The organism is Ruegeria sp. E5, assembly GCF_056534105.1.
In genome coordinates this window covers 149098-164064 of sequence record NZ_JBQFPA010000006.1, presented here as the reverse complement: position 1 = coordinate 164064, position 14967 = coordinate 149098, and the positions used below count along the sequence as shown (strand labels likewise).

The following is a 14967-nucleotide window of genomic DNA, read 5'->3' as shown; positions in this document are numbered from 1 at the left end:
TGTGATTGAACGACTAAGTTGGTTGAGTGCAGTGAATGAGTAGCAAGGCAAGTTCCAGATGAAGTTTATCCCCGCAACCGCCCAATCAGTCGTTGTCCACGCGTACGAGCTGGCTGTCAACGAAAGGGAAAAGAGCATGGCAATGTGGGCGGGTAGTCAACTCATGGCGCTTTACGATACGCGCTCGGTGCTTTTGCAGGAACATGCCGACATCTGGGCCGACAAGCTCAAGACACGAGATCCTCTTTCCACGGCAAAGAGATGAAAACACGCAACACAGAAAACACGAGGGCGGCTCAGCCACCAACCTCACGTTCTTCATTACGTTCAAAATACCGCAAAGCAGCGTTTCCAACAGGCAATCCGATTAAGAACCCTACGACAAAGGAAACGATGTGGTATGCGATGACCTCAAGCATAGCGGGCTCCAAATTTCGAATCTGAGAGCAGGATTACCGAGGTTTCATGACAATTTGGCTACAGGCGCTGATACGTTTCTACCCGCGTCAACACCTTAGGGTATTCTTAGGGTGAACTCCCCAACAGCGACAAAATTAACGCATGGTTTTGGTGACTAACTGCTTGGCATTGCATTTTTCTTTGGGAATTGCGTAGCATTCACACGCGATGCTGCGCAAAAACCAATGCAGGATCGAAGTACTGGAGGCAGTTTTGACGGAGCGCGTTCAGACACGGTCAACGCTCAAAACAATCGAGGTTCCTAGGGACCTCGCTGGCAAGCCTGCCGGTATCTTCTATTTGCTGAATGAGATTGAGCGCAAAAAAGCGCGGGCAAATCAAGTAAAGGATGCTGGGACGTTCGAACTGAAGCCGTTCATGCTGGTAGATGAGTTTATATTCAATCAGCGCGCTTGAGACCTTGGTTTCATGTCAGACCACATCTGACTTTTTTACCACTCGTTAACCAACCTTTGAGCATGGTCCAGGGGTTGGTGCATGGAGTGGTAGCCATGAAGAAAACGGCGATACTGGACAATCTGAAAGAGGTCATAGGCCGAGATAGGAAGAGGTTCGGAAAGCTAGTTAAGCATGATGGGCAAGGTGGCTTTTCTGAGGAAGAATTGAAGGGATTGGAGGAGCTGTACGCACGTTCTCCTCCACCTGACGCCATAACTGAACCTGCACACCCGCCGTCATACGTTTACCGAGACCGACTTTCACGAAAGAACGCTGCTGGTGGTGGCCTGATTAAGGACGACGACGGCGCTAACCGGCCTCACTATTGGGGGCACCGAGAGCGACTGCGGCAACGCTTTCTCAAAGGCGGTCACGATCCAATGCCGGAATATGAGCTACTGGAACTGCTGTTGTTCAATGCAATTCCGAGGATCGACGTTAAGCCATTGGCGAAGCGTCTGTTGGCTGAGTTTGGCGACTTGAATGGGGTCATTGCTGCCTCAAAGCATCGAATTCTTAAGGTGGATGGGGCTAACGACTGGGTTTTCTATCATCTGCGCGTTGTTGAAGCTTTCGGGCACAGGATGGCGCAGGCACAGATAATGAAACGGGATGTTGTGTCTTCGTGGGAAGACTTGGTCACCTACTGCCGAACCGCAATGGCGCATCGCGAGGTTGAGCAATTCCGGGTTCTCTACATGGATCGGAAGAATGTTCTGATTGCTGATGAAGAACAGGCTAGGGGTACTGTTGACCACGTGCCGGTCTACCCACGCGAGGTCGTGAAACGGGCATTGGAACTGAACGCCAGTTCGCTCGTTCTCGTTCACAATCATCCATCAGGAGACCCAACGCCCAGTAACTCCGATATTGTCATGACTGAGCGGATAAAGGACGCCTGCGATACCCTAGGCATTGTCATTCATGACCATGTTATTATCGGAAAAAAAGAAGAGTATTCCTTTAGTGCTAATGGTTACTTGCTTAGGTCTTGAGCAGGATTGGGGATGATAGACAACGCCGCTATTGGGAAAGCGATATGCTCTGACTAGTAGTCAACGAAAACTGCAGCAAGGTAGGTAGCGCCGTAAAGCTCTTGAGCAGTAAGCAGTCGTTTATTTTGTCGGTAGGGCCAAGGATCTCGAACGACAATCTCCGTGAGTCTTTGTTGCCCGAAGTTGTCCTCAAGCCAGGTCATACTTGTTAAAAGTGTAGCGTGCCCGAGAGAACCGATTATTACTGGAATATCGTCTGCTAGATAGCGTGAGGCGTGCTGAAGGGCAAAGGGGTCATGGATCCCAAACTGAACATCGGTGTGTGTTTCAAGTTCAGCGTAAAACTCATCGCCGCGCTCGTCAGTCCAGTATCCCTCTACAGCTCTAGCGATGTTTGGGCCAACACTCGGAAGACAGGGAACGTTTGGTCCGTAGACCTTCTGCACAATATCTTCTTGGGAAACTCTAAAGCCATAAAGTTCGAACGCGGATTCGATGCAGGCAGCCCAGCACCACTGGTCACATTCTTGTAGAGCAGTAACGCGATTGATACGGAACCCGACACTACATTGTCGCACCATCCCTCGATTATACGGGAAGGCGTCACCACAAATGTACTCTGCGAGGGCCTCGTTTGCTCCAATTGAATTTGAAAGTCCGAATGCAGAAAAAGCTGCTAATCGTTTTATTGTGCATCGCCGGTCCATTGTATGTCTCCAGCTTGACTAAAATGTTTGACTACAAAGGTATTAGGAAGTTCATAGGTTCTAAATTCGCTCGTTCTATTGGATCATCTTATCAGAAAAGTCAGTGATTTGCAGCAGCAAGGGTATACGGATATTTTGATAAGGACATTTTTCGCATTCATGGCCATCTCGCTCGCTACCTCAGCAATCGCAGGTGGGCTGCATGTCCGTGATGCTGATACCATTGTAGTAGATGGCACACCTGTTCGATTGAACGGCGTTGATGCACCCGAACTCGGCACACAGTCGGGTAAGAAAGCCAAGCGCTGGATGGTCAACTACCTTCGCGGCAAATCCATCGAATGCAAACTGAACGGTGAGCGCACCCATGATAGGTATGTTGGTGTCTGTTACGCTGACGGTGAAGACATAGGGGCCGCTGTAATCGCCGCAGGACATGCCCTAGATTGCCGTAGGTACAGTGGGGGTCGCTACAGGCATTTAGAGACACCAGCGGCCAAATCACGGCTCAGACGGGCCAAGTATTGTAGGTGAATTTCTGGAGAGAGCCATTGTTAAAGAAGCTTGAAGCTATTGAACGCATTGTGGTCATAACTGCTGCACTTCTTGCTGTGGTTCCTGTCGTAATTTACATCTCAGAAACCAAAGCACGCGACCTAGATAGAACAGCCAATTTCATAACGGCTTTTCAAGCATGCGAGAAGTTTGCACCTCCTGAAGGCGCTGTTTCTGATGGACCGATAGAGGGCTTCAAACCGATTGATTTAGATGCTTCGGGTCATGATCCAGAAAAACCTTGGCTCGATGCGCAGACCCGAGCGTGCTTGAAGATAGTCAAATGGAATTTGGAAAACGACTACGAGTGACTATCGCTTTCGACTCATAGCTGCCATGAGATTGAAAGACCCACTACCGCAAAGGTCAGCCTCACCTTGCGCAAGCTCTAGGTCGAATGCCTCAATGAACGGTGCAATCAATTGCTCGTCCAGCAGATAAAACGCCGTCGCATCCCGGGATTCGCGTGATAGCACACTATCCGCATTCCAACCCCAACGTCCCCGACCGGCATGGGCATCTAGCCAATTGTGGATCTCATGAAGCCGATATCCGAACCCTTCTTCAGGAACCTGCACACGCACCCTGATAGGGAAGTATTTTTCATCTGCTGCTTTCTTCGGGGATCTGCTGCGCGTGACCATTACGCCTCGATAACGTCGATTAACTCCGGCCCGTCATCATCGCGGCCAATCGGTGCGACCTTGTGATAACGCATACGCCCATCCCATTCCGTGCCCAAGTTCTGCGCTTCGTCGTGGTCAATCTCGCCTGACATCCACGGCACAAGGTTCTCGTTCGTTAGAACTACCGGTGACCGTGCATGTATGTGTTCGATTTGATGCAACGCAGGGCGAGTGAGAATTGTGCAGGTGTTCAGACCAGACGAGAGGCGCGAGTAGAGGCCTGCGAAATACATGCAGGGGTCATTGGTATCTGTCTTGATAACCCAAGGCTGTTTGGCCCCTTTAGGGCCTGTCCATTCATAGTAGAAACTGGCCGGGATAATGCACCTGCTGCTCTTCCAGGCGACCCGGAATGAACCTAGCTTATGCGCTGTTTCAATCTTCGCGTTGAAAGTGGTTGGCTTCCACTGTTTCACGTCTTCCTTGAACCAGTGCGGTACAAGCCACCAGCGGGCCGTGGAGCTAATCAGTCGATCTTCATGGATGAACGCCAAATCCAACATCTGAGTTGGCTTGACGTTCCAGCTCATTGACAGGTCTTTGGCGTTTGGATCGCGCTCAGTTGGGATACGAACGCCGTTCACGATCCAGTTCTGCAGGGCATAGAGTTCCGCCCATGTCATTTCAGGTCTGCCGAGTCGTCCGCACATTCGGCGAGCATAGCGAAATCAAGGGAACATTTGGTGAACTTTTTGATGGTTGGCGACGAGATTAATGACAGTTGTACGGACATATCTGCCTTTCAACACCCACCGCCGATTGCAGTATCCGCTACTTTGTTCACTTAGAACATCGACTTGGGCCCGGGCTATTCTGCAGCGGCTCTTCTTTCGAGCTTTTGCATGCTTGGAGACAAGCCGAATTTCCTAGAAAACTCCCGGCTGAATTGCGTCGGGCTTTCGTAACCGACTTCGTATGCAGCGGCCGCAACGGAGAGGCCGTCAGACGACAACAACTTCCGGGCCTCCAAAAGGCGCAGATCTTTTTGGTACTGCAAGGGCGTCGTTGCCGTAACGGACTTAAAATGTTCGTGGAACGCGGAAAGGCTCATACCGCACTCCGACGCTAATTCAGCTACCGCGATGTTGGACTTGAAGTTGGTCCGAATGGTGGCGATGGTTTTCGATATTCGGCTGGCCGCGCTGTCACGGTGCAATAGCTGGCGCAACATTCCCCCGTGCTTTGCGCGCAAAAGCCGAAAGTAGATTTCCTTCAACACCAGGGGCGCAAGCGTGCGCGCTTCCATCGGATCGTTGGAAAGATGGAACAGACGGTTCATTGCATCAATCAATGCGGCGTCGGTTGCAGCTGCATTCAAGGAATGGATGGCGTCTTCCGTTTCGCCAAACTCGCCGAGTTCATTATAGAGGCTGCGCACCAGCGCGAGGTCCAACCTCAGCACAAGCGCCGTGTATGGTGCTTCGGGGCAGGCCTTGATGACAGCCGCCTCTACCGGAACGGCATGGCTGACAATCAATGTGTCGCCTGCTCCATAGCGCACCACTCGGTCGCGCACGTAGGCTTCTTTGGCTCCCTGCAGCACAAGACACATGACTGGTTCATAGAAGCCGGCCGAGCATTCTGTTGTTTCGACGTTTGCGATCGCATAAAGGCCATCGATGCCGGTTTCACATCCCGTACCGAGCCCCCCGGCGATTTCCACGTGACGGAAAACAGCTTTGATCAGATTATCTGGCACCATCCGGATCTCTCCTTTGCACGTCACATATATGCATCTCGCGAATTCTCGGAACAGAAAAGACGACCGAACAGGAGGAATAGGCAGATCATATGGAGGATCAGGCACGGCGCTCCTAGGCCGTGATGCTATTTTGGAAGGGTAAGAGACCAGGAGGCCTCTCATGACCCAAACGATTTTGATTACCGGCGCGTCTTCCGGCATCGGCAAGGAAACGGCAAAGCTTTTTTCCGACCGCGGATGGAACGTCATCGCAACGATGCGCGCACCCGACAAGGAAGAAGAGCTGACAGGCAGGGACAACATCCTTGTCACACGGCTCGACGTGATCGACGCCGCATCGATTGAAACGGCCGTGGCCGCCGGAACCCGCAAATACGGCCAGATCGACGTTCTACTCAACAACGCCGGATATGGCGCCTACGGTCCGCTTGAGGCGTTTCCTATGGAGCGTATCCGGCGTCAGTTCGATACCAATGTCATCGGGCTGTTGGAGACCACCAAGGTGCTGCTGCCCCACATGCGCGCCAATCGGTCCGGCACGATCATCAACATCTCTTCGATTGGCGGTCAGATGACTTTCCCGTTGGGAACTTTGTATCACGGCACGAAATTTGCGGTCGAGGGTCTCTCCGAAGCCCTGCACTACGAGTTGGAAGTGGCGGGAATCAAAGTGAAAATCGTCGAGCCCGGAATGATCGCAACCGACTTTGGCGGGCGGTCCTTCGATTTCGTTAATGATGAGCAGATGACCGAGTACCAGCCGGTTGTCCAGGCTCTGTTCGGGGCCTGGGGAAGCGAGGAGATGGCCTCGCGCGCGTCGCCACCAAGTGTTGTGGCCGAGGTTATCTGGACTGCGGCAACGGACGGCACCAACACCCTGCGCTACCGCGCCGGAGCAGATGCGGTTGAGCTTCTGAACAACCGGAAAGCACTGGATGACGAAACATTCATCGGCGGGATGAAGGCGCAACTGGGTTTGTAGGCCGATAGAAGGGTCTGGTCGTGCAGCGGCTTGTCCAACGCACGTGAGAAAAGGGTGACCAATCCGATCGAGGCTCTAAGTGTCTTGTAATAAGGGCTTCACACCGTGCGGCCACAACAACGAACTGCATAAATGACAGCGAAGATATCAAACGCGAACAGTCCAACGAAGAAAGGGGAAGCTGGATAACCATGGCAATATCGCTGAAACTGAACGGTCAGACACATATGGTCGAGGCCGAACCCGGAACACCACTGCTGTGGGTGATCCGTGATGAACTGAAACTGACAGGAACGAAATTCGGATGCGGCGTGGCCTCTTGTGGCGCATGCACCGTGCATATGGACGGCCAGCCTGTGCGCTCCTGCCAGACGTATATCGAGGATGTCGAAGGTTCCGAGATCACCACGATCGAAGACATGGGAAACGACAAGGTCGGCGCCGCTGTGCAGCAGGCGTGGCTTGAACTGGATGTTGTGCAATGCGGCTATTGCCAGTCTGGTCAGATCATGAATGCAGTTGGCCTTCTGCGTGAAAACGCCAATCCAACCGTTCAAGACGTCGATGATTACATGTATGGCAACGCTTGCCGCTGTGCCACGTACCAACGCATCCGCGCCGGTGTCCTGCGCGCCGCTGAAATTCTGGAGGCTTGAGACATATGACTGCAAACACTTCCCGCCGGGGTTTCCTCAAGAGCGCCGCCGCTGCTGCCACGGTTCTGTATGTCGGTGCAACTTCCGATGGTGCCGCCGCCGCATCCGGCAGCGCCGATGCGATGCTGAACCCGTTTGTTAAAATCGACAGTGACGGCAACGTCGTCGCCATCATCAAGCATTTTGAAAAAGGGCAAGGCCCGGCCACTGGTCTGTCGACGCTGATCGCCGAAGAATTGGGCGTGACCATGGATCAGATCGGTTACGAATTTGCGCCGTCAAACCCACAGGTCTACAACAACCTCCTATTTGGCCCGTTCCAGGGCACCGGCGGCTCAACCGCCATGGCCAATTCTTGGATGCAGTACCGAACCGCGGGCGCCAACGCGCGTGAAATGCTGATCAAGGCTGCAGCAAACGCATGGGGCGTGGATGCCGGAACGCTGGACATTCAGGCAGGTATGGTGGTCGGTGGCGGCAAATCCGCACCGTTGGGTGAATTCGTTGCCGCGGCGGCTGAGATTGCACCTTCCGAAAACCCACGCCTTCGCGACCCGTCTGATTGGAAGATCATCGGCAACGAAGACACGCGCCGTCTGGACAGTCCGATCAAGGTGAACGGTCAGGCCAAGTATGCCATGGACATGCACCTGCCCAGTCAGATGGTGGTCATGATCAAGCGCACCCCACAGCGCGGTGGCGTGGTCGCAAGCTTCGACGACAGCGCGGCGAACGAGGTGAAGGGGTTCATCATGGCCATGCCCCTGCCAACGAACCATGGCGTTGCGGTTTATGCCGAGAACACATGGGCGGCGATGCAGGCGCGCGGTGCCATTGAAGTGGAATGGGATATGTCCGGCGCCGAGACCCGATCGTCTGCCGAAATCCGCGACGAAGTCATGGCCGCTTTGGATGCCGCGCCCGTCTATAACGTCAATCAGGCAGATCAGGCTACGGTCAGTTCGGCCGTCGATGAAGCTGCGACGGTCGTCGAGAAAACCTTCTACTTCCCGCTTCTCGCGCATGCTCCGATGGAACCGCTGAACTGCACCATCGAGCAGACCGCCGAGGGCGATATCGTGCTCTACGATGGTGCGCAGATGCCAACGGGTCCGCATATGGCCTATCAACAGATCTTCCAACTGCCGCCGGAGAAAATCCATATCAAGACCATGCTGGCCGGAGGCTCCTTCGGTCGCCGTGCCACACCTGATGCTGACTATCAGGTCGAAGCGGGCCTGGCCTTTGTGATGACGGATCGTTCGCGCCCGGTGAAACTGGTCTGGGATCGCGAGGACGACATCCGCGGCGGATACTACCGCCCCGCGACGGGCCACAAGGTGCGCGTGGGGCTGGATGCCGAGGGCAATATCGCAGCCTGGGAACATCAGGTCGCCGGTCAGTCGATTATGAAAGGCACCGCGTTCGAGGCAATGATCGTGCGGGACGGGGTCGACCACTCCACGGTCGAAGGTCTTGCGGACAGTCCCTATGTCATACCGAACATGTCCGTAGGTCTGACCGACACCGAGAAAGCGACAACTGTTCTGTGGTGGCGTTCAGTCGGTCACACGCACACGGCCTATGTGATGGAAGTGATGATGGACATGGCCGCAAAGGCCGTGGGCCGCGATCCAGTCGAATTCCGCCTCGCCTATCTTGAAGGCCAAGGGAAGGACGCTGAGCGTAAGGCAGCTGTGCTGAAACTGGTTGCCGAGAAAGGCAATTGGGGCCAGCCCGCAGCGGGCAATGTCCAGGGGATCGCCGTTCACAAATCCTTTGGCTCCTACGTGGCGGAACTCGTCGAGATCTCCGGCACAGTTGAAGACGGTATCCAGATCGAAAAGATCTCCGCAGCTGTAGATTGCGGGATCGCTGTCAATCCGGACGTCATTCGTGCGCAAATCGAAGGCGGGATCGGATACGGCATCGGCCACGCGATGCGCGAGCAGATCACGCTGGCTGGCGGCTCGGTGGAACAGTTCAATTTCCCGGACTACGAACCGCTGCGGATCTCCGACATCCAGGGCATTGAGACCCACATCGTCCCGTCGGCGGAAGCTCCGACAGGGATTGGCGAACCTGGGACACCGCCTGCAGCGCCGGCTCTGGCCAATGCCGTTGCACAGCTCGATCTCCGCGTCTCGGAATTGCCAATGAGAGACCGCGGCGTGTCCTTCGCTTAAGCAACAGAAAACGCATCACGGATGTTCCATCCGTGATGCGTAAACGTTTGTGGCCGCAAGAGGCGATTCTCCAATTGTGTCGCCAGGACCTTCGGCTGAACGTCGGCTGGAGCCAGTGCCGGACCGCTTCGGGTTTGCGTTCTGAGCGGTCTTTAGCTGTAAGCCAGCAAAGTCTCACCGGATAAACGTCCTGTTCGGGCTCGCAGCCGACATCCGACTAAACCGGTGTGATGGCGCAGAACTCAAAGTTTGCCGACAGTTTGTCTTCCGAACACCCCCCATTTATGGCGGGCTGAATATGACGGGTTTTTTGTGCTATACTGTGCGGGCCTCCCGGTTCGGGAGAAGGGGAAGAACCCACCGTCTCACAAATGATTGAGAGTGAAGGTGGTGAGGGGCTGGATGAGGGGGTCTTAGCCAGCCCCTCTCTCTTGAGGGGGTATCCGGAGTGGTAGTGTTTTTCCGTTGAGCCCAATCTACCCCGTTAGCGCCTTGTCCGAAATTGGGGGTTTCCCGTAGACCCCTTATTTTCTTATCTCAGACACAATTCAAACACGCTGCACCGATATCAAGCAGGTGCGGCGCGTCGTGATGGGATTAGCGATTTCTATGAGGGGGTACGAGTTTGGCGCGTCGTACCTTAGAGTAATCTTAGGGCTCCGCATTATGGTTGGTCATTGGGCCTTAGATTATGGCCTAGTTTGCAGAAATCCCCCAAGATATTCCATCAGCTTCGCGCTCGCGGGCTTTTTGCGTTTTAGCCATTGGTTTGCTATCAAAATAGGATAGGTGGAGAAATTACGCTCACCAGGCCGCGAAATGGTACAAACAATTGTTCGGTAGAGGATTTCCAATGACAAAGCTAACGCTTTTGGCAACAGTGTTTTTTCTATCAACTGCCCTGACTGCGCAAGGGCAAATGTCGGTCAAAAACAACGGTGGCCCAGGGGGTAGCGCTCTACTTCTTCAATCGGCAATCCACTGCATTGATGAGCCGGATCTTGACTTCTTATTCAAACTTTTGGCTGAGAATTTTCGAGAAGGTGAAGATGCCGTCGAGTTTTTTAGCACTTATGCCGAAGTCGGTCGCGATTTCGCGACCATGGCAAACGAAGAAAAGTCGGTTTTCTGCGAGTTTTTCACCAAAGCCATGACGTTTGAGGAATAGAGTCGGTAAGAATCTTTTTTGGGAGGTTGTTCACGATGTGGATGCTGCTAATCGTTTTTTCTGTACACAATGACGGTGCGAGCCACGCACATTCAGTGCAGTTAGGCCCATACATTGACGAGGAATCTTGCGAGATAGCCGCAAGAGGAATTTCAGAACCGGTACGGAAAGTTGGCGAAAACAACGTTGATAGGTCTGCATTCTGCATTTCTGTACAAAATTGAGGAACGGCTGTGCTGGGAGGATCTATCAGATTTCAAAACCTACCCATCCACTCCCCGCGATCGGACTAGAGCTGAGGGTAGGCCAGCCGCGAAGTAGGCTCACTATTAACGCTCATGTCCTACAAGCGTTTCCAACGCACGGGCAAGACGCACTTGCTCATTGACCGCCTTTCGCATCTCTTGCGCCTCTCTGCTGCGCAAACCGTGCTTGTATGCCGGGTTTGCTTTTCCAGGACCATGCCCACCGCCAGCGCCATGCATCCGACACACAGTCCAGCCACGAACAGCCGGGTTTTTGCAAGGAAGGCCGGTGCGCTTAGATTTAGCCGTGCAACGCGGGGCTGCGTGCGCCCTTTCCATGGGGTTGGAGTCACTTTTTTTCATCAGCCGCGCCCCCGTGGTGGACATCACCGACAATTGCTTGGCCACCTTCTTTCACTTCAACACGCTCTACGCGAACGGTCTGATCCGCCTTGGATCGATACCGCTTCAACGTCTCAACTTGGCTTGTGAAGGTACGTGCCAGTTTGTTGAGAGCGCGTTCGGCTGCATCTTGTTGCGCAATATGTTTCGAATGATTCAAACGCCGTGCCATTACCATAGTGGCTTGGTGAACCGTTCCCATTTGAACCGCTAGCATCGCTTCGATTTGGTCCTTAGGTTGAACACCTGCCACAACCGACAGGACAAAATTCGAAGCAGGGGCCGACACGGTATTGTCACCATCCCCCAGCGGGATGATGTGCTTCATGATGCCTTCATAAAAGCGAAGGTCAGAAGTCCCGAGTTCATGCATTGTCAGAGCGGCGCCCGACATACCGTCTAAGCCCTCGTGCTCGACAAAGACTTCTCTCGTTTCTTCATCAAAATCCAAGTTCAAGTTCGGCGCTCTGACTTGAGCTCGCTTGTCGGCGCGTACCGCCTCAATCACCTCCCGTTCTGCTTCCGTCGCATTTCGTTTAGAGACCTCCAACGCCTTCGACGAAGGATCATCTTCCCGTAATTGCGTTTCTTCTACCGGTTTGCTGTTCAGATTAGTCTTGGTTGTCATTGCTCATGCCTCGTTTTGTTGGATTGTTGGTGCAGAAGGTGTCCGTTTCCCCCAGAACCCCTGGTAGATTAAGGATGTCTTAAATATTGCGACGGGGGACGTGTCGAAATCGTGTGTTTTCGTCGCAATTATTGATACGGCCCGTCGCATTTATTGCGTCGCCTCCGTTTTTCTCGTCGCAAAATTTACGACGGTCTCGTCGCAGTTTTTGAGACAGGGTTTTGTTTTTCCGCGTTTGCCGGTTGGGTTGTGAACTGGGGCTTTTACGACCGGGAAATCTGAGCCTTTTGACCACTGTTTGTACAATCTGCGGCCAGACTCACCTTGTGCGGTCGGCAATGAAATTTCGGTCAGTTCGAATAGCGGCGAAGATGCGACTCCGCTGGTGCCTAGTTTTGGCGGGCGGGTGACGGCAATGAATCCTTTTGCCTGTAACTCGCGGAACCCCTTGGCAGCTGTGTTATACGACACCCCTAAACGTTCAGCGGCTTGTCTGACGCTCAAGCAAATCTTGCCGTTGTTGTTGTCTACGCCGTGCCATTCCAGCCTGAGCCATGGGTACAGAGACTGCGCGACAGGGGAGAGCGCCCGCCAAGCGGGCGTCTCCATCATGTTACGAACAAGCTTGGTCCAGTGCTCGCCGCGTTTCTCATTTCGCCTATCGCGCCCCATCTACGCAGCCTCCGCCTTATTGAGCGCGTCTATGAACTCAGGCAGCAAATCAGCCTTGAAGGCGACACCTTGCTTGCCCGGCAGCATCTCTCCGTCTTTTGAGACGAAGAACACGCGGATATTGATGAGGTCATGCCCTTGAAAGTTATCCCGGCTGACACGGATTTCCTCACGACTGTTCTTGGGTATCTGTGCAATGAGGGCCATTAGCGGCCCTCCCCAAAATACAATGCAGCGACAATGCGAGCAGCAGCCTCAGTGAGGCCGTGCTTGCGGCGAAGAGTAGATACTTGCAGGTCAACGGTTCTCATGCCGCCACCTCGCTCGCTTGGATCAGCTCGACTTTGCTGGCGAGGAAATCGATACCGAACTTCTGGCGTCCGTTGTCTGGTTTCTGCTCAGTACTCATTTTCTGCTCCTCAGTTATTGCACCAAGGGCGAGAAGCGGTTACAATTGCAACTATTCCGCCAGCCGCAATTGTTTGCCGCCCGCGCCCTGTTCCTGGGTGCGGGTTTTGACTATACGGCAACCTGTTTCTCGATTGCGGCGTCGATATCGGCCTCATTCCAATAGAGGCGAGAACCGAACTTGATGGGTTTCGGAAGGCGACCAATTTCAATGTCGCGGTAGACGCTGGACCGGCTACGACCGCCGAGCTTGGACTGCAGGTCCGTGAAGGAAAGGAGGTGCATATGTGTGCTCCATGATTGCTCATGGCACACACACTGAAGGATAGCTATCTATCAGTCATTTGCGGTTAAATGGCATCGATTTTTTCGCAAATCGCGGAATTCCAATCTCTGTCAATTTCTAGAATTTTCTTTCCTCTAGAAATCGAAGATGCGTAGCTTCCACTTGGTGGAAAAGCTCTTTCTCGCATGGGCAATTTCAAGTGTTCTTCTACAGCAATCACCATGTTTATTAATGAGCTAACAGTGCAATTGAGCCGACTGCCGCTGAAAGTTTGGTTGACCATTTTCCACAGAAGAAACGCTCTTCGGGCGTCTATGGAGTCCAATTTGTTTTTCGGTGGGCGACCTCTCTTCACAGTCAAAGCGGATTTTATGAACCGCTCGATTTCCATGCAGTAACCAATGAAAGCCCATCTGGTCGCTTGTTTGGTAGCGCCCAGCCCCATGCCAGGGACGTAGTCGACGCTAGGTTGCTCCCACTCCCATTCGACCCCGTCGTGCTCTGCTTGGACGTGGTCCAGTATTCCGCGAACTTTTCTTTTAGTCATGTCTCGCTCCAAGCTTTACCGGGTTTTGGTCGCCTTGGGTCATGTTCGATAGTAGATGGGCGGCCCATCGTCCCATCAACTCTCGCCGCTGTTCTAAGAAGTCCGTACGCTTGTAGGAGCGTTCGACAGAACCACCTACGACGTGACCTAAGCAGGTTTCCGCGACCTCAAATGGCACGTTTTGCGTTTCCGCCACCCAATCCCGGAACGAAGACCTGAACCCATGTGGACGCTCGACCAAATCACGCCGTTTCATAAACGAACCCATGGTCATGTCCGATATCACGCCGCGCCGAACACCAGGGAACAGCAAGCCATCTCTCGCCATCGGCTTGGACTTCTCGATTACAGCGAGAGCTTCGGTTGTTAGAGGCACTCGGAAATCCTCTGTCGCATCTCTGCGACCCTTCATCGCTGCTGCCGGGATGGTCCAAACATCGCCGTCAATCTGATCCAGATGCAGGTTACGAAGCGGATAGGATCTGACTGCGGTGAGTATCAGCAGACGCAGTGCAAGCTCGGTCGTCGTTCCGCCATCCAGACTCTGGTAGAAGGCAGGAACCTCCTTCCACGGCATCGCAGGGATGTTCTTTGCCTTGTGGCGCTGCTTACCCAATAGGGCCTTGGCTTTATCCGTCGCTTGTAGATCCACATCCAAACCGAGTGCAGCCGCATGGCGCATCACAATAGAAAGTCGGTTCATGGCCTTTCGTGCCGTGTCCGCTTTGTCGTGCCAGATAGGAGCAAGCGTGTCGCGGATGTCCTTTTGATCCAGTTCGACAACAGGGACTTTGCCAAGTTTTGGCAACACATGAAGTTCCAAAGGTGAAAACCAGCGCCCTGCTTTACCGTCGCCTTTCAACTCCGCCTTCCGGCTTTCGAAGGCGTCAAGGGCAACATCTTTCAAAAGATGTAGTTTGCTTGCTTCCTCCCGTTTGAGCCGTTCCCGCTCCTTGATTGGGTCAGTTCCTTTGCGAGCAACAGCCCGCCAGTTCTCTGCTTCCTGACGCACTTCTTTGAGCGACACCTCAGGAAAGGAGCCCAAACCCATCTCACGCCTGCGTCCATGAACAGTGACACGCAAGAACCACTGGGCTCCACCATCCTCACGGCGATGGAACCACAGCCCGCCGCCGTCGGAGTACTTTCCCGGCGGAATCGCTTTTAGCGTAGATGCGCTGAGCTTATTCAACGGGCGTGACACTCATCCACCTCTCTATCCAC

General features: G+C 53.7%; 19 protein-coding genes. 9 read left to right on the top strand and 10 right to left on the bottom strand.

Translation table 11 applies throughout. The features are described from left to right. Nucleotides 1-58 precede the first annotated feature (58 nt). The 3 genes from ACR0BI_RS20140 (at nt 59) to radC (ending at nt 1913) form a co-directional block, all read left to right on the top strand. Complete coding sequence (locus tag ACR0BI_RS20140) at nt 59-265, top strand: hypothetical protein (RefSeq protein ID WP_480562883.1); 207 nt, start codon at nt 59-61, stop codon at nt 263-265. Between the two features lie 362 nt (nt 266-627). Next, entirely contained in the window at nt 628-876 is a 249-nt protein-coding gene (locus ACR0BI_RS20135; protein WP_480562884.1) for a hypothetical protein, read from the top strand. A gap of 95 nt (nt 877-971) precedes the next feature. Continuing rightward, on the top strand, nt 972-1913 hold the full coding sequence (gene radC / locus ACR0BI_RS20130; RefSeq protein WP_480562885.1) for a RadC family protein: 942 nt from the start codon (nt 972-974) through the stop codon (nt 1911-1913). A gap of 53 nt (nt 1914-1966) precedes the next feature. On the opposite strand, the gene ACR0BI_RS20125 is transcribed toward radC, so the two are convergent. Next, nucleotides 1967-2620 (bottom strand): cysteine peptidase family C39 domain-containing protein, encoded by a 654-nt coding sequence (locus ACR0BI_RS20125; protein ID WP_480562886.1) that lies wholly within the window; start codon nt 2618-2620, stop codon nt 1967-1969. Nucleotides 2621-2779: 159 nt separating this feature from the next. Between ACR0BI_RS20125 and ACR0BI_RS20120 the strand changes: the two genes are divergently transcribed. Together ACR0BI_RS20120 and ACR0BI_RS20115 are read left to right on the top strand one after the other, a co-directional pair. Continuing rightward, nucleotides 2780-3154: a thermonuclease family protein gene (locus tag ACR0BI_RS20120; protein WP_480562887.1), complete on the top strand. Its 375-nt coding sequence runs from the start codon at nt 2780-2782 to the stop codon at nt 3152-3154. Nucleotides 3155-3171: 17 nt separating this feature from the next. Next, a complete protein-coding gene (locus ACR0BI_RS20115) occupies nt 3172-3486 on the top strand; it encodes a hypothetical protein (RefSeq protein ID WP_480562888.1) in 315 nt (104 codons plus the stop codon). On the opposite strand, the gene ACR0BI_RS20110 is transcribed toward ACR0BI_RS20115, so the two are convergent. The 3 genes from ACR0BI_RS20110 to ACR0BI_RS20100 form a co-directional block, all read right to left on the bottom strand. Then, nucleotides 3487-3819: a hypothetical protein gene (locus tag ACR0BI_RS20110; RefSeq protein ID WP_480562889.1), complete on the bottom strand. Its 333-nt coding sequence runs from the start codon at nt 3817-3819 to the stop codon at nt 3487-3489. It abuts the gene before it with no gap. Further along, nucleotides 3819-4511, bottom strand: a complete 693-nt coding sequence (locus tag ACR0BI_RS20105) for an SOS response-associated peptidase (RefSeq protein WP_480562890.1) — start codon at nt 4509-4511, stop codon at nt 3819-3821. Before ACR0BI_RS20105 ends, ACR0BI_RS20110 begins: the two co-directional genes overlap by 1 nt. 158 nt (nt 4512-4669) lie before the next feature. After that, a complete protein-coding gene (locus tag ACR0BI_RS20100; RefSeq protein WP_480562891.1) occupies nt 4670-5563 on the bottom strand; it encodes an AraC family transcriptional regulator in 894 nt (297 codons plus the stop codon). 160 nt (nt 5564-5723) lie between these two features. On the opposite strand from ACR0BI_RS20100, the gene ACR0BI_RS20095 reads away from it, so the two are divergent. The 4 genes from ACR0BI_RS20095 (at nt 5724) to ACR0BI_RS20080 (ending at nt 10555) form a co-directional block, all read left to right on the top strand. Further along, nucleotides 5724-6545: an SDR family oxidoreductase gene (locus tag ACR0BI_RS20095; RefSeq protein WP_480562892.1), complete on the top strand. Its 822-nt coding sequence runs from the start codon at nt 5724-5726 to the stop codon at nt 6543-6545. Between the two features lie 191 nt (nt 6546-6736). Beyond that, the gene (locus tag ACR0BI_RS20090) at nt 6737-7201 is read left to right on the top strand and encodes a (2Fe-2S)-binding protein (protein WP_480562893.1); all 465 of its coding nucleotides are present in this window, start codon (nt 6737-6739) and stop codon (nt 7199-7201) included. A gap of 5 nt (nt 7202-7206) precedes the next feature. Further along, entirely contained in the window at nt 7207-9387 is a 2181-nt protein-coding gene (locus ACR0BI_RS20085; protein ID WP_480562894.1) for a xanthine dehydrogenase family protein molybdopterin-binding subunit, read from the top strand. 853 nt (nt 9388-10240) lie between these two features. Next, nucleotides 10241-10555 (top strand): hypothetical protein, encoded by a 315-nt coding sequence (locus ACR0BI_RS20080; RefSeq protein ID WP_170398067.1) that lies wholly within the window; start codon nt 10241-10243, stop codon nt 10553-10555. Nucleotides 10556-11149: 594 nt separating this feature from the next. Here ACR0BI_RS20080 and ACR0BI_RS20075 read toward each other — a convergent pair. The 6 genes from ACR0BI_RS20075 to ACR0BI_RS20050 form a co-directional block, all read right to left on the bottom strand. After that, a complete protein-coding gene (locus ACR0BI_RS20075; protein WP_480562895.1) occupies nt 11150-11830 on the bottom strand; it encodes a hypothetical protein in 681 nt (226 codons plus the stop codon). A 150-nt stretch (nt 11831-11980) separates the two neighbouring features. Then, on the bottom strand, nt 11981-12502 hold the full coding sequence (locus ACR0BI_RS20070; RefSeq protein ID WP_480562896.1) for a hypothetical protein: 522 nt from the start codon (nt 12500-12502) through the stop codon (nt 11981-11983). Next, on the bottom strand, nt 12503-12709 hold the full coding sequence (locus ACR0BI_RS20065; RefSeq protein WP_480562897.1) for a transcriptional coactivator p15/PC4 family protein: 207 nt from the start codon (nt 12707-12709) through the stop codon (nt 12503-12505). Nucleotides 12710-13021: 312 nt separating this feature from the next. Further along, the gene (locus ACR0BI_RS20060; protein ID WP_480562898.1) at nt 13022-13195 is read right to left on the bottom strand and encodes a helix-turn-helix transcriptional regulator; all 174 of its coding nucleotides are present in this window, start codon (nt 13193-13195) and stop codon (nt 13022-13024) included. A gap of 65 nt (nt 13196-13260) precedes the next feature. Next, on the bottom strand, nt 13261-13743 hold the full coding sequence (locus ACR0BI_RS20055) for a hypothetical protein (RefSeq protein WP_480562899.1): 483 nt from the start codon (nt 13741-13743) through the stop codon (nt 13261-13263). After that, nucleotides 13736-14947 (bottom strand): tyrosine-type recombinase/integrase, encoded by a 1212-nt coding sequence (locus ACR0BI_RS20050; protein ID WP_480562900.1) that lies wholly within the window; start codon nt 14945-14947, stop codon nt 13736-13738. The genes ACR0BI_RS20055 and ACR0BI_RS20050 overlap by 8 nt, the downstream gene beginning before the upstream one ends. Between the last annotated feature and the right edge of the window lie 20 nt (nt 14948-14967).